General features: G+C 48.1%; 14 protein-coding genes. 11 read left to right on the top strand and 3 right to left on the bottom strand.

Annotated elements, in window-relative coordinates:
• Nucleotides 1-168: 168 nt before the first annotated feature.
• The 5 genes from CXL14_RS19960 to CXL14_RS19940 all read left to right on the top strand — a co-directional run bounded on the left by CXL14_RS19960 (nt 169) and on the right by CXL14_RS19940 (nt 7,610).
• Nucleotides 169-858, top strand: a complete 690-nt coding sequence (locus tag CXL14_RS19960; protein ID WP_014417112.1) for a heptaprenylglyceryl phosphate synthase — start codon at nt 169-171, stop codon at nt 856-858.
• A 57-nt stretch (nt 859-915) separates the two neighbouring features.
• The gene (gene pcrA, locus CXL14_RS19955) at nt 916-3,135 is read left to right on the top strand and encodes a DNA helicase PcrA (protein ID WP_014417113.1); all 2,220 of its coding nucleotides are present in this window, start codon (nt 916-918) and stop codon (nt 3,133-3,135) included.
• Between the two features lie 24 nt (nt 3,136-3,159).
• The gene (gene ligA, locus CXL14_RS19950) at nt 3,160-5,166 is read left to right on the top strand and encodes an NAD-dependent DNA ligase LigA (RefSeq protein WP_032863936.1); all 2,007 of its coding nucleotides are present in this window, start codon (nt 3,160-3,162) and stop codon (nt 5,164-5,166) included.
• A 15-nt stretch (nt 5,167-5,181) separates the two neighbouring features.
• A complete protein-coding gene (locus tag CXL14_RS19945) occupies nt 5,182-6,378 on the top strand; it encodes a CamS family sex pheromone protein (protein WP_014417115.1) in 1,197 nt (398 codons plus the stop codon).
• A gap of 236 nt (nt 6,379-6,614) precedes the next feature.
• A complete protein-coding gene (locus CXL14_RS19940) occupies nt 6,615-7,610 on the top strand; it encodes a phosphotransferase enzyme family protein (RefSeq protein WP_014417116.1) in 996 nt (331 codons plus the stop codon).
• Nucleotides 7,611-7,647: 37 nt separating this feature from the next.
• On the opposite strand, the gene CXL14_RS19935 is transcribed toward CXL14_RS19940, so the two are convergent.
• Together CXL14_RS19935 and putP are read right to left on the bottom strand one after the other, a co-directional pair.
• Nucleotides 7,648-8,280: an MgtC/SapB family protein gene (locus CXL14_RS19935; RefSeq protein WP_229023847.1), complete on the bottom strand. Its 633-nt coding sequence runs from the start codon at nt 8,278-8,280 to the stop codon at nt 7,648-7,650.
• 180 nt (nt 8,281-8,460) lie between these two features.
• The gene (putP, locus tag CXL14_RS19930; RefSeq protein WP_014417118.1) at nt 8,461-9,939 is read right to left on the bottom strand and encodes a sodium/proline symporter PutP; all 1,479 of its coding nucleotides are present in this window, start codon (nt 9,937-9,939) and stop codon (nt 8,461-8,463) included.
• Nucleotides 9,940-10,360: 421 nt separating this feature from the next.
• Between putP and gatC the strand changes: the two genes are divergently transcribed.
• Genes gatC through gatB form a run of 3 tightly spaced genes read left to right on the top strand, consistent with a single transcriptional unit; the run spans nt 10,361 to nt 13,567 of the window.
• The gene (gatC, locus tag CXL14_RS19925; protein ID WP_003155732.1) at nt 10,361-10,651 is read left to right on the top strand and encodes an Asp-tRNA(Asn)/Glu-tRNA(Gln) amidotransferase subunit GatC; all 291 of its coding nucleotides are present in this window, start codon (nt 10,361-10,363) and stop codon (nt 10,649-10,651) included.
• 14 nt (nt 10,652-10,665) lie between these two features.
• Nucleotides 10,666-12,123 carry an Asp-tRNA(Asn)/Glu-tRNA(Gln) amidotransferase subunit GatA gene (gene gatA, locus CXL14_RS19920; protein ID WP_014417119.1) on the top strand — a complete coding sequence of 486 codons (1,458 nt, stop codon included), beginning with the start codon at nt 10,666-10,668 and terminating at the stop codon, nt 12,121-12,123.
• 13 nt (nt 12,124-12,136) lie between these two features.
• The gene (gene gatB, locus CXL14_RS19915; protein WP_003155730.1) at nt 12,137-13,567 is read left to right on the top strand and encodes an Asp-tRNA(Asn)/Glu-tRNA(Gln) amidotransferase subunit GatB; all 1,431 of its coding nucleotides are present in this window, start codon (nt 12,137-12,139) and stop codon (nt 13,565-13,567) included.
• A 63-nt stretch (nt 13,568-13,630) separates the two neighbouring features.
• Here the strand turns inward: gatB and CXL14_RS19910 are convergent, their stop codons facing one another.
• Nucleotides 13,631-14,479, bottom strand: coding sequence for a TetR/AcrR family transcriptional regulator (locus CXL14_RS19910; protein ID WP_014417120.1), 849 nt, complete (start codon nt 14,477-14,479; stop codon nt 13,631-13,633).
• A 128-nt stretch (nt 14,480-14,607) separates the two neighbouring features.
• Between CXL14_RS19910 and CXL14_RS19905 the strand changes: the two genes are divergently transcribed.
• From CXL14_RS19905 to rlmD, 3 genes are all read left to right on the top strand, one after another.
• Entirely contained in the window at nt 14,608-17,751 is a 3,144-nt protein-coding gene (locus CXL14_RS19905; RefSeq protein WP_014417121.1) for an efflux RND transporter permease subunit, read from the top strand.
• A 152-nt stretch (nt 17,752-17,903) separates the two neighbouring features.
• The gene (locus CXL14_RS19900) at nt 17,904-18,815 is read left to right on the top strand and encodes a diacylglycerol kinase (RefSeq protein WP_014417122.1); all 912 of its coding nucleotides are present in this window, start codon (nt 17,904-17,906) and stop codon (nt 18,813-18,815) included.
• Nucleotides 18,816-18,962: 147 nt separating this feature from the next.
• Nucleotides 18,963-20,342 (top strand): 23S rRNA (uracil(1939)-C(5))-methyltransferase RlmD, encoded by a 1,380-nt coding sequence (gene rlmD / locus CXL14_RS19895; RefSeq protein WP_014417123.1) that lies wholly within the window; start codon nt 18,963-18,965, stop codon nt 20,340-20,342.
• Nucleotides 20,343-20,354 lie beyond the last annotated feature (12 nt).

The following is a 20,354-nucleotide window of genomic DNA, read 5'->3' as shown; positions in this document are numbered from 1 at the left end:
CTTTGACATTCCACATATTGTCTGTTTTCAAACATAGCCGTTTCCCGTCCGGCGGAGCGCAATCTTTTTTTGTGAATCAGGTGAATGACGTCTTTTTCCGTTTTTCCGGGCCAAACGAATTTGTTATAATGTTTAAATGGCAAGAAACGAATGGAGGAACGAAAACGCATGTACGATGTTAACGAGTGGAAGCATGTTTTTAAACTCGATCCGAATAAAGATTTACCGGATGAACAGCTGGAACGGCTTTGTGAATCAGGGACTGACGCCATTGTGATCGGAGGAAGCGACAATATCACCGAGGACAATGTGCTGAGACTGATGTCAAAGGTGCGGCGGTTTTTAGTGCCGTGCGTACTTGAGGTGTCGACGATTGATTCCATTGTGCCCGGGTTTGATCTTTATTTCATTCCGAGTGTGCTCAACAGCAAAAAGGCGGACTGGATTGTCGGCATGCATCATCAGGCGATGAAAGAATACGGAGAGCTCATGTCAATGGAGGAAATCGTGATGGAGGGCTACTGCATCGTCAATCCTGATTGTAAGGCGGCCGCTTTAACGGAGGCGGATACACATATGGAAACAGAAGATATTCTCGCCTATGCGCGGGTCGCGGAACATTTGCTTCATCTCCCGATTTTTTATCTGGAATACAGCGGGATGCTGGCGGACATAGAAACGGTGGAGAAAACGAAGGCTGTGCTGGACAAGTCCGTCCTGTTTTACGGAGGCGGCATTAAAGACGCGGAAACGGCGGAACGGTTCGGCCGTCATGCCGATGTCATCGTTGTCGGAAATGCCGTATATGAAGATTTTGATCAGGCGCTTAAAACAGTGGCGGCTGTAAAGACAAAGTAGCCAAGCGGACGAAATTGATTTATGATAGAACATATGTTTGATAGGCGGTGAACGGATATGAATTACATTAGCAATCAATTATTAAGCGGATTAAATCCCGTTCAGCAGGAAGCAGTCAAGACGACGGACGGTCCGCTGCTTCTGATGGCGGGCGCGGGAAGCGGAAAAACACGTGTGCTGACGCACAGAATCGCATACTTAATGGCGGAAAAACACGTGGCGCCATGGAACATTCTGGCGATTACATTTACAAATAAAGCCGCCAGAGAAATGAAGGAGCGGGTGGAGAGCATTCTCGGACCCGGCGCGGATGAAATCTGGATTTCCACCTTCCACAGCATGTGCGTGCGGATTCTGCGCAGGGATATTGACAGAATCGGCATCAACCGAAATTTCTCCATTCTTGATACGGCTGATCAGCTTTCCGTTATTAAAGGGATTCTGAAAGAGCGGAATATCGATCCGAAAAAGTTTGATCCGAGAAGTATTTTAGGCTCCATCAGCAGCGCAAAAAACGAGCTGATCGAACCTGAGGAATTCGCAAAAACGGCCGGCGGCTACTACGATCAGGTCACGAGTGACGTGTATACCGATTATCAGAAAAAACTGCTGAAAAACCAATCGCTCGATTTTGATGATTTAATCATGACGACGATTAAGCTTTTCGAGCGTGTGCCGGAAGTGCTTGAGTTTTATCAGCGTAAATTCCAATACATTCACGTAGACGAGTATCAGGATACGAACAGGGCGCAATACCTGCTTGTGAAGCAGCTTGCGGCCCGTCTTGAAAATATCTGCGTCGTCGGTGACTCCGACCAGTCCATTTACAGATGGCGCGGGGCGGATATCGCGAATATCCTTTCCTTTGAAAAAGATTACCCGAGCGCAAACGTGATTCTGCTCGAACAAAACTACCGCTCAACAAAGCGGATTCTGCAAGCGGCTAACGAAGTGATCAAAAACAACTCAAACCGCAAGCCGAAAAACCTGTGGACGGAAAATGACGAAGGCATCAAGCTTTCTTATTACAGCGGCGACAATGAATTCGGCGAAGGCCAATTCGTCGCGGGCAAAATTTATGAGCTGAACAGTTCGGGCCGGCGGAAGCTTTCCGATATCGCGATTTTATACCGGACAAACGCCCAGTCGCGCGTTATTGAGGAAACCCTTTTAAAATCCGGACTGAACTACAATATCGTCGGCGGAACCAAGTTCTACGACAGGAAAGAAATTAAAGACATTCTCGCATACCTGCGCCTTGTGTCAAACCCGGACGACGACATCAGTTTTACGCGGATCGTCAATGTGCCGAAGCGGGGCGTCGGCGCAACTTCACTAGAAAAAATCGCTTCATATGCGGCGATGAACGGAATGTCAATGTTCCAGGCGGTCAAACAGGTTGATTTCATCGGCGTCAGCGCGAAAGCGGCAAACGCGCTTGACGGCTTTGGCGCGATGATTGAAAATCTGACGAACATGCAGGATTACTTGTCCATTACGGAACTCACGGAAGAAATTCTCGAGAAAACGGAATACAGAGAAATGCTGAAGGCTGAAAAATCAATCGAAGCCCAAAGCCGCCTTGAAAATATCGACGAGTTTCTTTCCGTGACGAAAAACTTCGAACAAAAAAGTGAAGACAAGTCTCTCGTCGCGTTTCTGACTGATTTGGCGCTGATTGCGGATATTGACCAGCTCGACCAGAAGGAAGAGGAATCAGGCGGAAAGGATGCCGTCACTTTAATGACACTGCACGCCGCTAAGGGGCTTGAATTTCCTGTCGTGTTCTTAATGGGCATGGAAGAAGGCGTGTTCCCGCACAGCCGCTCCCTGATGGAAGAAGCCGAGATGGAAGAAGAACGCAGGCTCGCATATGTAGGCATTACGAGGGCGGAAGAAGAACTGTATTTAACGAATGCCAAAATGCGCACCTTATTCGGCCGCACCAATATGAATCCGGAATCCCGCTTTATCAGGGAAATACCTGGCGATTTATTGGAGAACCTAAATGAGAAGAAAACACCTCGCATGCAGCCGGGAAGAAAAATGCAGCCAAAACGCGGGCCCGTATCCCGTCCCGTTTCCTATGCGAACAAAACAGGCGGCGACTCGCTCAGCTGGGCGGTCGGCGATAAAGCGGGCCATAAAAAATGGGGCACCGGAACGGTTGTCAGCGTAAAAGGAGAAGGCGAAAGCACCGAGCTTGATATCGCATTCCCGAGCCCAGTCGGCGTGAAGCGTCTTCTTGCCGCTTTTGCGCCGATTGAAAAGCAGTAACCTGAAGAGGAAAGGAAGAACATGATGGACAAAGAAACAGCGAAACACCGGGCAGAAGAATTGCGCCGCACCATCGATCAGTACAGTTATGAATATTACACCTTAGATGAACCGAGCGTGCCGGATTCCGAGTACGACAGACTGATGCAGGAGCTGATTGCCATAGAGGAAGAGCACCCGGAGCTCAGAACGCCTGATTCGCCCACACAGCGGGTCGGGGGAGCGGTGCTTGAATCGTTTCAAAAGGTGCAGCACGGCACGCCGATGCTCAGTCTCGGCAACGCATTTAACGATGATGATCTCCGCGATTTTGACCGCCGCGTCCGTCAGGCTGTCGGTGACGGCGTCGCTTATAATGTGGAGCTGAAAATAGACGGTCTTGCTGTTTCTCTCCGTTATGAAGACGGCTATTTCGTCAGAGGCGCGACAAGAGGAGACGGAACGACGGGCGAAGATATCACGGAAAACTTAAAAACGATCCGCAACATTCCGCTGAAAATGAAACGGAATCTTTCCATAGAAGTGCGCGGAGAGGCGTACATGCCGAAACAGTCATTTGAAGCGCTCAATGAAGATAGGCTGAAACATGAAGAGGAGCCGTTCGCCAATCCCCGGAACGCGGCTGCGGGCTCACTCAGACAGCTCGATCCGAAAATTGCAGCGAAACGAAATCTTGACATCTTCGTCTACAGTATAGCGGAGCTTGACGAAATGGGTGTGGAAACACAGAGTCAGGGCCTGGATTTTCTGGATGAGCTCGGTTTTAAAACAAACCAGGAACGGAAAAAATGCGCCACGATAGATGAAGTCATTGAAATGATCGAAGAGCTGCAGGCGAAGCGGGCCGATCTCCCGTATGAAATTGACGGAATCGTCATCAAAGTCGATTCGCTCGACCAGCAGGAAGAGCTCGGGTATACGGCAAAAAGCCCGCGCTGGGCGATTGCTTATAAATTCCCGGCGGAAGAGGTCGTGACAAAACTTCTCGATATCGAACTGAATGTCGGAAGAACGGGCGTCATTACGCCGACCGCCGTTCTGGAACCGGTAAAAGTCGCGGGAACGACGGTCTCAAGAGCATCCCTTCATAACGAAGATTTAATTAAAGAGAAGGATATCCGCATTCTCGATAAAGTGGTCGTCAAAAAAGCGGGCGACATCATCCCTGAGGTCGTCAATGTCTTAATCGAACAGCGGACCGGGGAAGAAAAAGAATTCAATATGCCTACCAGCTGCCCTGAGTGCGAGAGCGAACTTGTCCGCATTGAAGGGGAAGTCGCGCTGCGCTGCATCAATCCGGAATGTCCGGCGCAGATCAGAGAAGGCCTGATTCACTTTGTCTCACGCAACGCGATGAATATTGACGGACTCGGAGAACGTGTCATCACACAGCTTTTCCGTGAACATCTCGTCCGTAATGTCGCTGATTTGTATAAGCTGACGAAAGAGCAGGTCATCCGGCTTGAGCGGATGGGGGAAAAATCAACTGACAATCTGATCAGCTCCATCCAAAAGTCGAAAGAGAATTCGCTGGAACGCCTGCTGTTCGGTCTCGGCATCCGTTTTATCGGCTCAAAAGCGGCCAAAACACTCGCCATGCATTTTGAAAGCCTGGAAAATCTGAAACAAGCCACGGAAGAAGAGCTGCTTGCGGTAGATGAAATCGGCGAAAAGATGGCCGATGCCGTTGTCACCTATTTCCGTAAAGAAGAAATGGTTGAGCTATTGAATGAACTTGAGGAACTCGGTGTGAACACACTCTACAAAGGCCCGAAAAAAGTAAAAGCGGAGGACAGCGACTCTTATTTTGCCGGCAAAACCATCGTGTTAACCGGAAAGCTTGAAGAGCTGTCCAGAAATGAAGCCAAGGCGCAGATTGAAGCGCTCGGCGGAAAGCTGACGGGATCTGTCAGCAAAAAAACAGACTTGCTGATTGCCGGAGAAGCGGCCGGAAGCAAGCTGACAAAAGCGCAGGAATTAAACATTGAAGTATGGAATGAAGCACAGCTATTGGGAGAGCTAAAGAAATAAGAGGAGTGTTTTCTATTGAAAAAGATGTTGGCATTGGCGGCGACGGCAACGGCGGCAGTACTCATGCTGTCGGCCTGTTCGCCGAGTTTCGGGGGGAACAAAGAGGAAGAGATCACGCAGAAAACGGCAAAGTCTTCTGAAAAAGCGATCATACCGAAATATAATATCTCTGATTCCTACTATAAAATGGTGCTTCCGTTTAAGGCCGGAAAAGCGCGCGGCCTGACCGCGGACCGGCTGAACACGAGGCTGGACATCGATGAATTCGAGACGGGTCTGATGCGGCTCGCTCAAGACACGTTCCCGACGGATGACTATTTGTATCAGGAAGGCCAGTATTTAGATGAGGACACGGTACTCAGCTGGCTTGACCGCAAAAAAGAGGGCAGTGATCTGAAAAAGGCGAAAAAGGCAGACGCCAATTTCCAGAATCTCGGCTTAAACCCGGTGCTGCCAAGCTCGGGATCGGCAAAAGAGAAAAATGAAAACAGCCCGATTTACTTAGCGTCTATGCTTGAACAGGATTACTTAGTAAGAAAAGATAAAAATTCCATCCAGCTTGGCGGTGTCATGATCGGTCTCGCTCTCAACTCTGTTTACTATTACCGCGAAAACACAGGTGATCCGCAGCAGGAAGTGGAGCTCAGCGACAAAACGATCCGCAGCCACGGTGAAGAAATCGCCCAGGAAGTCGTTAACCGCCTCCGGAAAATGGATAACCTGAAAAATGTGCCGATTACCGTCGCCCTTTATAAACAAGCGCCGAAAACATCAATCGTACCGGGGAATTACATTGCGAAAACAGAAGTCAAGGCCGGCTCATCCACCATTTCAAACTGGGATGATGTCAAAGAAAAGTACGTCTTCTATCCGGCGGATACAGACACGGCAAAGAAATACCCTGATGATTCCGAAGTGTTTAAACGCTTCAAAAACGCCATCGACAGCTACTTCCCGAATTACACCGGAGTCGTCGGAACGGCAATGTACGAAAACGATGAAATGAGAAAAATGAAGATTGAAATCCCGATGCAATTTTACGGGAAAAGCGAAGTTATCGCCTTTACCCAATACTTAACAGGTGAGCTGATGGATTATTATTCAAAAAGCTCAGTTGATGTCGAAATTAACATTACCTCGTCTGACGGACAGGAAGCGCTGATCGTCCGCAATGCGGGTGACAAAGAACCGACCGTCCATATTTACGATTAACCAAGATGCCCTTGTTCATTTCTGTATGAGCAAGGGTTTTTTATTGTGAATATCGTTGGAGCGAGGAATGAGGTATGTTAAGATATTTGTATAATTAGGAATTAACAGGAAAACACATTTCATTTCTAAGCGGATGTTACGAATCTGCTGTGAAAAAAGAAGGGCAGGAATGTTGATGAATGACATTTGCTGAGTACACACACCGCCTACAAACGTTATGAAAAGGGTGAATCAGCATGCATAAAGATATTAAAGCGATTTTTGAGGAAGAGAAGGTGCTCGCTGAAGCAGGTGAAATATACGGCTTTACCAAGTTTCAATTTATCGCGGACGCAGAGAACTACGTATATGAAATTGTGAAAGATAACGAACCTTATATCTTAAAAATTACGCATACGATCAGAAGAACACCGGAATATATTCTCGGAGAAATGGAATGGCTTCATCATCTGGCAAAGGGCGGGCTTTCAGCAGCGAAACCGATTCCTTCATTAAATGGCAGAGATGTCGAAGAAGTGCCGGATGGAAAAGGCGGAGCATTTTTAGTAAGAGTCTATGAAAAAGCGCCCGGACGCAAAGTGGAGCAATCAGACTGGAACGGAACTCTGTTTTATGAGCTTGGAAAGTACACGGGGAACATGCACCGGCTGACGAAAAGCTACCGTCTGAGCGACCCGGCATTTAAAAGGCAGGAATGGGATGAAGAGGAGCAGCTGAAGCTGAGAAAATACGTGCCCGCAGATCAGCATCTCGTATTTGAGCGGGCGGATGCTCTAATGGAAAAACTGCGCCGTTTGCCGAAGAACCCTGAAAACTACGGCCTTGTGCACGCCGATCTGCACCACGGCAATTTCAATTGGGACAACGGTAAAATCACTGCATTTGATTTTGATGATACCGGCTACAATTGGTTTGTGAATGATATCAGTATTCTGCTGTACAACATGTTGTGGTATCCGGTCATCCCGTATGAAGACAAGGCCGCGTTTACGGGTGAATTCATGACTCACTTTATGAAAGGCTACAGGGAAGAAAATGACCTTGACCCCGCCTGGCTTGAACACATCCCGGATTTTCTCCGGCTGCGCCATATGCTGATCTACGGATTATTGCATCAGGCGTTTGACCTCAATGCACTCGGGGACGAGGAACGTGAGATGCTGAAAACCTTCAGGCGCGATATCGAAAACGAAACCCCGATTACGGAGTATCACTTTTCTGCATTCGTATAAATAGAAAAACGCCGGCTGAATCCAGCCCGGCGTTTTTTTATAACGTATCACACTTCACTCCGACGACACCCTGAATTTCTTTAATATCATAATAGACGTCAGTGGTATAGCGGTTTTTGTGAACACTGACTTTCACTTCCATAATCGGAAATTCTTTTTCGTGCAGATCATCAATCCGGACGGAGTGAATGCGGAGCTGTTTGCTTTTCATTTCCTTTAAAATCTCGGTCATTTTGTCTTTATCGGAAAGAGACATTCTCACGCGGATATCCTTTTCCTTCAAGCGGTTGGGACCGATTTTTCTGATCAGCCACGGAAGAAATTCGACACTGATCAGGATAAACAAGAGGCTTGCGAACGCCTCTTTATAAAAGCCGGCGCCTGTAGCCAGACCGAGCCCGGCTGCGCCCCAGATGATAGCCGATGTCGTCAGGCCGGAAATGACGTCATTGCTTTTGCGCAGGATCACGCCCGCACCGATAAAACCGACGCCGGAAATGATTTGGGCGGGAAGGCGGAGCGGATCCATCATGATACGGTAATATTTTGGGAAATGATATGCCGCATTAATGCTGACGATCGTCAGCATACAGGAGCTGACGGCGATGACGATACAGGTTTTCAGGCCGAGCGGTTTGTTTTTCAGCTCGCGTTCAAGACCGATGATCATGCCGATCAGCGTGGCAATGCCCAGCTTTAATAAAATGTCTGGTTCGATAGGCCAGCTCAATTTGCACAGCACCTCCGCAATTTTTCTTATAATAAATTGATATGATTTTCTCACAGTATTTATAGCAGGACAAGTGCGGAAGAAAAAAGCCGTCAGGGATAAAATCCGACGGCTTTTTGTCTATTTCTTGTTTTTCAAAAGAGCTTCCATCCGGCTGAACAGCTGATAAGAAGCATCGGCCGGTTTTTTGGTCAGCAGGCTGACGGCAATACCGGCAATCAGACTGAGGAAGAACCCCGGAATGATTTCGTATACGCCGGTTGAAGCGGCAAGCCCTGTCGTGATCCAGATTAAAACGGCCGCGGCCCCTGTAATCATCGCCGCAAGCGCTCCCCATTCATTCATCCGTTTCCAGTACAGACTGAGCAAGAGCGCCGGGCCGATAGCCGAACCGAAGCCTGCCCACGCATATCCGACCAGATCAAGAATGGTGCTGTTCGGATTCAAGGAAAGCAAAATGGCGATAACGGCCACGATCAATACCGACAGGCGTCCGGTCATGACCAATTCTTTATCGCTCGCTTCCCGTCTGAAAAAGGCGCGGTATAAATCTTCCGTAATGGCGCTTGCCGTTACGAGAAGCTGTGAGGAAATGGAACTCATGATCGCCGCTAAAATTGCGGACAGCAAGAAGCCCGTAATCAGCGGATGGAACAAGATTTTAGAAAAAATAATGAAAATCGTTTCCGGATCTTTTACGGAGACCCCGAAGTGATGAGAATACGCAACCCCGATAATCCCGGTCAGCAATGAACCGACAACTGAAATAACCATCCAGCTCATCCCGATTCTGCGGGCGGGTTTTAAATCTTTCACTTCTTTAATCGCCATAAATCGTACGATGATATGAGGCTGGCCGTAATAGCCGAGTCCCCATGCCAAATAAGAAATAATGCTAATGACGCTCGCGCCTTTAAAGATATCCAATAGTTTCGGGTTAACGGCGTTGATCGAATCAATCGTCGTTGAAACGCTCCCGAGCTGGGTAAAAGCAACGATCGGCACAAGCACTAATGCCGCAAACATGATCGCTCCCTGTACAAAGTCAGTCAGACTGACAGCGAGGAAACCGCCAAACAGCGTGTAAAGCACAACAACACCGGCCGTTAAAAACAAACCGAATTTGTAGTCGGCGCCGAATGCCGATTCAAATAACCTGCCTCCGGATACCATCCCGGACGATGTGTACAGCGTGAAAAAGATCATAATAATCACGGCGGAAACAATTTTCAGCAATGATGACGAGTGGCGGAACCGTTTATCGAAAAAATCGGGAATCGTAATCGCATCATCCGCAACTTCCGTGTAAGCGCGCAGCCTCGGAGCAAGCAGCAGATAATTTGAATACGCGCCGATCGTCAAACCGAGCGCCAGCCATAAGGTCGATAACCCCGTTGCGAACATTGCGCCGGGAACTCCCATCAGCATCCATGCGCTCATATCGGCCGCACCTGCGGACAGCGCCGTTACGAACGGGCCTAGTCCTCTTCCGCCCAGCATGTAATCATTAATATTCGTTGTCTTCCTGAATGCGTACCAGCCGATTAACAGCATGGCAGCAAAGTAAATGCCAAGAGATATAATTAATTCAATACTCACGTTTTTGGACCCTCTCTTCTTTCATGTAAATGTTGCATCACCTCTGCAGATTAGTAGTGCCGGAATATGCGCCGGCGATCCAGCCTTTAGTCATCATTCCATGCGGATCGCATGATTTAGTGCTGGCTATGGTTACTAAACCTAACAAAGTATCCCCGATCAATCAACTCTCGAAACCTGGCCCGCTCAAGGAAAAAATCCCCGCCAACATAGAACAGCTTAGAGATGAAAACGCTACCAATAAATTATAAAAGTAAAAATTTTCTGACATATAATTCGTTTCTCTTTCTCCCCGATTTAGGATAAAATAGAGAGGGTTTCATCATGCCTCAGAAGGCGGCGTTTTGTTGCTTTAGAGGGCTCATTTTTGATATGATCAGTATTATATGACGAAACGGAGAATTATGCGGAGGTGGATCTTATGTCACGAATTTCTATAGAAGAAGTAAAGCATGTCGCTCATTTGGCGAGACTCGCCATTACGGATGAAGAAGCTGAAATGTTCACAGAACAGCTTGACAGCATCATCTCGTTTGCCGAGGAGCTTAATGAAGTGGACACGGATAACGTGGAACCGACAACACACGTGCTGAAAATGAAAAACGTAATGAGAGAAGATGAAGCGGGTAAAGGCCTTCCGGTCGAGGATGTCATGAAAAATGCTCCCGATCATAAAGACGGCTATGTCCGTGTGCCATCTATTCTGGATTAAAGGAGGGAGACAGTATGTCATTATTTGATCACAAAATCACAGAACTGAAACAAATGATACATAAAAAAGAAATCAAGATTTCCGATCTTGTTGATGAATCTTACAAACGGATCGCATCCGTGGATGATAAGGTGCAGGCGTTTTTACAGCTTGATGAAGAAAGAGCCCGCGCTTACGCGAAAGAACTTGACGAAGCGGTTGACGGACGGTCTGAACACGGTCTTCTCTTCGGAATGCCGATCGGCGTCAAAGACAACATCGTGACCAAAGGGCTTCGCACAACATGCTCAAGCAAAATCCTCGAAAACTTCGATCCGATTTACGATGCGACGGTCGTGGAGCGCCTTCAAGCCGCTGAAGCCGTCACGATCGGAAAGCTGAATATGGACGAGTTCGCAATGGGTTCTTCTACTGAAAACTCCGCGTACAAAGCGACGAAAAACCCTTGGAATCTCAATACGGTTCCCGGCGGATCAAGCGGCGGTTCCGCAGCTGCGGTTGCCGCGGGCGAAGTGCCGTTTTCACTCGGATCTGATACGGGCGGCTCCATCCGCCAGCCGGCTTCTTTCTGCGGCGTCGTCGGATTAAAGCCTACATACGGACGCGTGTCGCGTTACGGTTTGGTCGCTTTTGCGTCTTCACTGGACCAGATCGGGCCGATCACAAGAACCGTAGAAGATAACGCATTCCTGCTTCAGGCGATTTCAGGCCCGGACAAAATGGACTCTACGAGCGCCAATGTCGAAGTGCCGGATTTTCTTTCCTCATTAACTGGCGATATTAAAGGCTTAAAAATCGCCGTACCGAAAGAATATCTCGGAGAAGGCGTCGGCAAAGAAGCGAAAGAATCGGTTTTAGCCGCTTTAAAAGTGCTTGAAGACCTCGGAGCGACATGGGAAGAAGTATCTCTGCCGCACAGCAAATACGCGCTTGCGACGTATTATCTGCTGTCTTCTTCCGAAGCGTCTGCAAACCTTGCGCGCTTTGACGGCATCCGCTACGGCTACCGCTCAGACAATGCGGACAACCTGATCGACCTTTATAAACAGACACGCTCTGAAGGCTTCGGCAATGAAGTGAAGCGCCGCATCATGCTCGGCACCTTCGCGCTCAGCTCCGGCTACTATGATGCATATTACAAAAAAGCGCAAAAAGTGCGCACGCTTATTAAGAAAGATTTTGAAGACGTATTTGAGAAATACGATGTCATCGTCGGACCGACAACGCCGACACCGGCATTCAAAATCGGCGAAAAAACCAGCGATCCGCTCACAATGTACGCCAACGATATTTTAACGATCCCTGTCAACCTCGCGGGTGTGCCGGGAATCAGCGTGCCGTGCGGATTTGCGGACGGGCTGCCGCTCGGATTGCAAATCATCGGAAAACACTTCGATGAAGGCACTGTATACCGCGTCGCTCATGCTTTTGAGCAGGCAACAGATCATCATAAAGCGAAACCTGAACTGTAAGGGGTGAAATGAAGTGAACTTTGAAACGGTAATCGGACTTGAAGTCCATGTGGAATTAAAAACAAAATCTAAAATTTTCTCAAGCTCACCGACGCCATTCGGCGCGGAAGCGAATACCCAAACGAGCGTCATCGACCTCGGCTATCCCGGCGTGCTGCCCGTTTTGAACAAAGAAGCGGTCGAATTCGCGATGAAAGCCGCAATGGCTTTGAACTGCGAAATCGCAACGGATACGAAGTTTGACCGGAAAAACTATTTCTATCCGGACAACCCGAAGGCATATCAAATTTCTCAATTTGACAAGCCGATCGGCGAAAACGGCTGGATCGAAATCGAAGTCGGCGGAAAAACGAAAAAAATCGGCATTACCCGTCTTCACCTTGAAGAAGATGCGGGAAAGCTGACGCATACGGGCGACGGCTATTCCCTCGTTGACTTCAACCGCCAGGGCACGCCGCTTGTCGAGATTGTATCTGAGCCGGATATCCGCACACCGGAGGAAGCTTACGCATATCTCGAAAAGCTGAAATCAATTATTCAATACACAGGCGTTTCCGACTGTAAAATGGAAGAAGGTTCACTGCGTTGTGACGCCAACATTTCCCTCCGTCCGATTGGCCAGGAGAAATTCGGCACAAAAACGGAGCTGAAAAACCTGAACTCCTTCGCGTTCGTGCAAAAAGGACTTGAGCATGAAGAAAAACGCCAAGAGCAGGTGCTTCTGTCAGGCGGAGTCATTCAGCAGGAGACGCGCCGCTACGATGAAGCGACGAAAAAAACCATTTTGATGCGTGTCAAAGAAGGTTCGGACGACTATCGCTATTTCCCTGAGCCTGACCTTGTCGAGCTCTACATTGATGACGAATGGAAAGAACGCGTAAGAGCAACCATTCCTGAGCTTCCGGACGAGCGCCGCAAGCGTTATATCGAAGAGCTCGGCCTGCCTGCTTATGACGCAATGGTTCTGACGCTGACGAAAGAAATGGCTGATTTCTTCGAAGAAACGGTCAATAAAGGCGCAGAAGCCAAGCAGGCATCAAACTGGCTGATGGGTGAAGTCTCAGCTTACCTGAACGCCGAACAAAAAGAGCTTGAGGATGTCGCGCTGACTCCTGAAGGCCTTGCCGGCATGATTAAGCTGATTGAAAAAGGAACCATCTCGTCCAAAATCGCGAAGAAAGTCTTTAAAGAATTAATTGAAAAAGGCGGCGACGCAGAAAAAATCGTCAAAGAAAAAGGCCTCGTGCAGATTTCTGACGAAAGCGTGCTTCTGAAGCTGGTAACAGATGCGCTTGACAGCAACCCGCAGTCAATTGAAGACTTCAAAAACGGAAAAGACCGCGCGATCGGCTTCCTTGTCGGGCAGATTATGAAAGCCTCAAAAGGACAGGCCAACCCGCCGATGGTCAACAAGATCTTACTTGAAGAAATCAAAAAACGATAAAAAAAGCAGCCGCCTCTAAGGGCGCTGCTGACACGGAGACCGGTAAGCGCCGGTCTCTTTTTTTTATAAGCTGAAATAGGTTTCAATGGAAGCCCGCAGCGTTTCAATCTGCTCATTTCCGCTGCCTGCCAAGTTGGACAGCATTCCTTTAATAATCGGTTTTCGCGGCTCTTCCTTTGCGCATTCCTCTTCAATGACTTCAAGCGATACGAGGACGTCCTCAGGCAGCCCCTGCTGTGCTGTTATCTTTTGAATATTCGCAAGCAGTCTTTCTCTATCCGCCGCGGGCTGAGTGAAGATATCCTCAGGCAGCAGCGGATCGGGATTGTCTTTTATCAGTCCCGTAATCAGATCATCGATTCTGGCAATCAGAAAGGCCGCCACGTTTTCCGTCCGGAATGCCGTATGTTCATTAAAAATCAAGAAATGAATATAGGAGCTCACAATTCCTTGCGCCATAACGGACGCGTCCGCTAAAAACGGTGTGACGGCATCTCCGTAAACGGAGAGCAACGCATCCCGATACAGCATGTTAAATTGAATATTGGCCTCATGAAAATACTGCTTGACCTTTTGATTTTCAGGAATGACCTTTTCGCTCAGCAAGAGAATGATAAAGTCCTTGTGCTCCATAAATTCCTGGAATTGATAAGCGATTTGTTTTCGGAATACGTCCTTAGACGGTTTATGCTGATGTTCTGTTTTGATTTTCTTTATTTCTTCCATAGACATGCCGATGTAATACTCACATGCTGACAGCAAAAGGTCTTCTTTTGATTTGAAATGGAGATAGAAGGCTCCTTTTGAAATTCCGCATTCACCGGCGATTTCCTGAATGGTTGTTGAAGAAAACCCTTTTTTGGCAAATAAATGGATGCCTGTTTTTATGATTTTCTCTTTTTTTTCGTTCATGACGTGCTTCCCCTTAATCCTGAAAAATTTAGAAAAATTTACTGCCTTATTAGTTGACGATGTTGAGTTATACCGTTTAGTATTATATAGAATGACCAGTCAGTCAATAAAAATTAACGGAGGACATGATGAACCACATTATTAACTTTGTACTGAAGAACAAATTCGCAGTTTGGCTGATGACGATTATCGTTACTGTAGCAGGGCTGTATGCCGGTATGAATATGAAGCAGGAATCCATACCGGACGTCAACATGCCTTACCTTTCAGTAAATACGACTTATCCCGGAGCTGCTCCGAGTCAAGTTGCGGATGACGTGACAAAACCGATCGAGCAGGCGGTCCAGAATTTAGAAGGAGTGAGCGTCGTAACGTCCACATCCTCTGAAAACGTCTCATCGGTTATGATTGAATATGATTACAGCAAGGATATGGACAAGGCGAAAACCGAAGTCGCTGAAGCGCTGGACAGTGTCAGCCTTCCTGACGACGCGAAAAAACCTGACATTTCCCGTTACAGCCTCAACTCTTTCCCGATTTTGACGCTCAGTGTGACAAGCGGCAAAAGCTCGCTTGAAGACCTGACCAAAAATGTGGAAAACACTCTCGTTCCTAAGCTTGAAGGCATTCAGGGCGTTGCGTCCGTGCAAGTTTCCGGACAGCAGGAAGAGCAGGTGGAATTCTCTTTCAAAGACAAAAAAATGAAAGAGTACGGACTTGATGAAGATACCGTCAAGAAAGTGATCCAAGGCTCTGACGTCAATACGCCGCTTGGATTGTACACATTCGGCAACAAAGAAAAATCAGTTGTCGTTAACGGAAATATTACGTCAATTAAAGATCTGAAAGATATGAGAATTCCGGTCACATCTTCTTCTGCCGCTCAAGGTCAAGCGGGCGGAGCCGGTGCGGCATCTGCGGCGGACGCTCAGGCTATGCAGCAGGCACAGCAAAGCGCGGCAGCAGGGGTGCCGACAGTCAAGCTTTCTGACATTGCCGACATTAAAGATGTGAAAAAAGCTGAATCCATTTCCCGCACGAACGGAAAGGACAGCATCGGAATTAATATCGTAAAAGCCAATGACGCCAACACGGTAGAAGTGGCCGATGCGATTAAAGATGAACTGAATCAATACAAAAAAGACCACAAAGGGTTCAAGTACAGCTCGACTCTTGATATGGCAGAGCCGATTACAGAGTCGGTGGATACGATGTTAAGCAAAGCGATTTTCGGCGCGATTTTTGCGGTCGTGATCATTCTCTTATTCTTAAGAGATATTAAATCAACGATGATTTCTATCATTTCCATCCCGCTGTCACTGCTGATTGCGCTTCTTGTGCTGAATCAGCTTGATGTCACATTGAACATAATGACGCTCGGTGCGATGACGGTCGCCATCGGACGGGTAGTCGACGACTCGATTGTCGTGATCGAAAACATTTACCGCCGCATGAGGCTGAAAGATGAACCTTTACGCGGGAAGCAATTGGTGCGTGAAGCGACGAAAGAAATGTTTAAACCGATCATGTCATCAACGATCGTAACCATTGCCGTATTCCTGCCGCTTGCCATGGTCGGCGGACAGATCGGCGAACTGTTTATGCCGTTTGCATTAACAATCGTCTTCGCGCTTGCCGCATCGCTGTTGATTTCGATCACACTGGTGCCGATGCTTGCGCACAGCTTATTCAAAAAATCGCTCACAGGCGCGCCTGTTAAAGCGAAAGAGCATAAGCCGGGCAGATTGGCCAATTTCTATAAAAAAGTGCTGAATTGGTCATTAAGACATAAATGGATTACATCTATCATCGCGGTTCTGATGCTTGTCGGCAGTTTGTTCCTCGTACCTCTGATCGGCGCGAGCTACCTGCCTGCGCAAGCGGACAAAACGATGCAGCTCACATACACGCCTGAACCGGGCGAAACGAAAAGCGAAGCTGAAAAAGCTGCGCAAAAAGCGGAAGACATGCTGCTTAAACGCAAACATGTCGATACCGTTCAGTATTCATTAGGCTCGCAAAGTCCGCTCGGCGGAAGCTCAAACGGCGCATTGTTCTACGTGAAATACGAGGATGACACGCCAGATTTTGACAAAGAAAAAGACAATGTCTTAAAAGAAATCAAAAAAACATCCAGCCGCGGCGAATGGAAATCACAAAATTTCAGTTCGTCAGGCAACAACAACGAATTAACGTACTATGTGTACGGAGATTCAGAGTCTGATATTAAAGGCACGGTCAAAGACATCGAAGGCATCATGAAAAAGCAGAAAGATCTGAAAGACATCAACTCAGGCCTTTCCAGCACATATGATGAGTACACGTTCACCGCTGACCAGGAGAAACTCAGCAAGCAGGGCCTGACGGCTTCGCAAATCTCCCAAGCCCTGATGTCCCAAACGTCACAGTCTCCTTTGACAACGGTGAAAAAGGACGGCAAAGAGCTTGACGTCAACATCAAAACAGAAAAAGACCAGTATAAGAGTGTAAAAGAATTAGAGGATAAAACCATCACATCGCCTGCAGGCCAAGAAGTAAAAATCGGCGATGTGGCGAAAGTGAAAAACGGCACGACATCCGATACCATTTCCAAACGCGACGGCAAAGTGTACGCTGATGTAACGGCAACCGTCACTTCTGACAACGTCACGAAGGTGTCATCAGCCGTTCAAAAGAAAGTTGACAAACTGGATAAGCCGGACAATGTATCGATTGATACCGGCGGTGTATCAGCGGATATTGCTGATTCCTTTACGAAACTCGGTTTAGCGATGCTTGCCGCAATCGCCATCGTATACCTCGTTCTTGTGATCACGTTCGGCGGAGCATTAGCACCGTTTGCGATTCTGTTCTCGCTTCCGTTTACAGTCATCGGCGCATTAGCCGGCCTGTATGTATCCGGAGAGACGATCAGTCTGAATGCCATGATCGGTATGCTGATGCTGATCGGAATCGTCGTCACAAACGCGATTGTCTTAATTGACCGCGTCATCCATAAAGAAGCGGAAGGCTTATCGACGAGAGAAGCGCTCCTGGAAGCCGGCTCTACGAGATTACGTCCGATTCTGATGACGGCGATCGCGACAATCGGCGCCCTGCTTCCATTGGCATTGGGCTTCGAAGGCGGAAGCCAAGTCATTTCTAAAGGACTCGGTGTCACCGTTATCGGCGGTTTAATCAGTTCAACTCTGCTTACCCTTCTGATTGTGCCGATCGTATATGAAGTATTGGCGAAATTCCGTAAGAAAAAACCTGGAACGGAAGAAGAGTAAGACAGCGGGCCTTGGCTCCTTAAACGGAGCCGGGGCCTTTTTTCTTCTGGCAATTCCTGTACATATTGTTGCGATTTTCTCAAGTCATAGTATAATTAAAGGTTGTTAGTGTTAATAATGGATCGGATACTCTTAAGTAGGATGATGAGATAATGAAACGTGCACGCATAATATACAATCCGACTTCAGGACGGGAGCTTTTTAAGAAAAATCTTGCCCAGGTCCTGCAAAAATTTGAACAAGCCGGTTATGAAACCTCCACCCATGCCACCACATGCGCGGGGGATGCCACCCACGCCGCAAAAGAAGCCGCTTTGCGGGAGTTTGACCTGATTATCGCTGCCGGCGGAGACGGAACGATTAATGAAGTCGTCAACGGCCTCGCGCCGTTAGACACACGCCCGACACTCGGCATCATTCCGGTCGGCACGACAAATGACTTCGCCAGAGCGCTGGGCATTCCGAGAGAGAATATACTGAATGCCGCTGATACCGTCATTAACGGCGTGGCCCGCCCGATCGACATCGGACAGGTGAACGGTCAGTATTTTATCAACATCGCCGGCGGAGGCCGTCTGACGGAGCTGACGTATGATGTGCCAAGCAAACTGAAAACGATGCTCGGCCAGCTTGCTTATTATTTAAAGGGAATGGAAATGCTGCCTTCACTTCGACCGACAGAAGTCGAGATTGAATATGACGGCAAGCTGTTTCAAGGCGAAATTATGCTGTTTTTAGTGACGCTGACCAACTCGGTCGGCGGATTCGAGAAACTGGCCCCTGATTCCAGCCTGAATGACGGCATGTTTGATTTGATTATTTTGAAAAAAGCCAATCTCGCGGAGTTTATCAGAGTCGCGAGCATGGCGCTCAGAGGCGATCATATTAACGATCAGCACATTATTTACACAAAAGCGAACCGCGTGAAAGTCAACGTATCAGAAAAGATGCAGCTGAACCTGGACGGCGAATACGGCGGCATGCTCCCGGGCGAATTCGTGAACCTGTACCGGCATATTCACGTCATCATGCCGAAGGAGAAAGCGGAACAGCTGGATGATTAATACGCGGACAAAATCCTAAAACAGTATTCGTTTTAGGATTTTGTCATCTTTTCAGCGTGATCGGAAACCTTTGAAGGCTGACATTGAATTTGAAGGTTTGCCAGCACGCTGAAACAAGGTTATTGGTAAAACTAGAGGTGATTATAGATGAAAATGAAACCCCCGATAGAAAAAAATGAATACTATGATGTGACATTTGAGGATTTGACGCACGAAGGAGCGGGCGTTGCAAAGGTTCAGGGCTTTCCGATCTTCGTGCCGAACGCCCTGCCTGAGGAAAAAGCGCAAATCAAAGTGACACGCGTCAAAAAAGGCTTCGCTTTCGGCCGCTTGATCGAGCTGAAGGAAGAAAGCCCGCACAGAACGGATGCCCCGTGCCCAATCTACAAGCAATGCGGCGGCTGCCAGCTTCAGCACATGACCTATGAAGGCCAGCTTTTGTTTAAACAGAAACAAGTCAAAGACGTCTTAGAACGGATCGGCAAGCTGGACCTCTCAAAAGTCACCGTGCACCCGACGCTCGGCATGGAAGACCCGTGGAACTACAGAAACAAAGCACAGGTGCCGGTAGGAGAAAGAGAAGGCGGACTCGTCGCCGGATTTTATCAGCAAAGAAGCCATGACATCATCGACATGAGCGCCTGCCTGATACAGCAATCCAAAAACGACGAAGCCGTCCAAGCCGTCAAAGACATCTGTGCAAATTACGGCGTCAAAGCCTACAACGAAGAACGCCACAAAGGCTGGCTCCGCCACATCATGGTCAGATACGGCGTCGTCACAGGCGAAATGATGATCGTTTTCATCACAAGAACAAGCGATTTTCCGCACAAAGCGAAAATCATCGAAGACATTACGGCGCAATTCCCGCACGTCAAATCCATCGTGCAAAACATCAATCCAAACAAAACAAACGTCATCTTTGGGAACGAAACAAACGTCATCTGGGGCGAAGAATACATCTACGACCTCATCGGAGACGTCAAATTCGCCATCTCCGCCAGATCGTTCTATCAGGTCAACCCGGAACAGACAAAAGTGCTCTACGACAAAGCGCTTGAGTACGCGGAGCTGCAAGGGGAAGAAACCGTCATCGACGCCTACTGCGGCATCGGAACGATTTCTCTATTTCTGGCAAAGCAGGCGAAAAAAGTGTACGGCGTTGAAATCGTGCCGGAAGCCATCGAGGATGCGAAACGCAACGCTGAGCTGAACGGCATCACAAACGCGGAATTCGCAGTCGGAGAAGCGGAAACAGTCATTCCAAAATGGTATGAAGAAGGCATCACGGCCGACACCCTCGTCGTCGACCCGCCAAGAAAAGGCTGTGACGAAGCCCTCCTGCGGACAATCATCGACATGAAACCGAAGCGGGTGGTGTACGTATCCTGCAATCCAGGAACGCTTGCAAGAGACCTGCGGGTGCTTGAGGATGGCGGGTATCAGACGCGAGAAGTGCAGCCAGTGGATATGTTCCCGCATACGAATCATGTGGAGTGTGTGGCGCAATTAATACTAAGAAAATAAAAATAATTAAAC

Source organism: Bacillus sp. SJ-10 (assembly GCF_002843505.1).
GTDB lineage: Bacteria > Bacillota > Bacilli > Bacillales > Bacillaceae > Bacillus > Bacillus velezensis.
The sequence above is the reverse complement of the archived record's forward strand: the minus strand, read 5'-3'. Positions and strand labels throughout refer to the sequence as shown.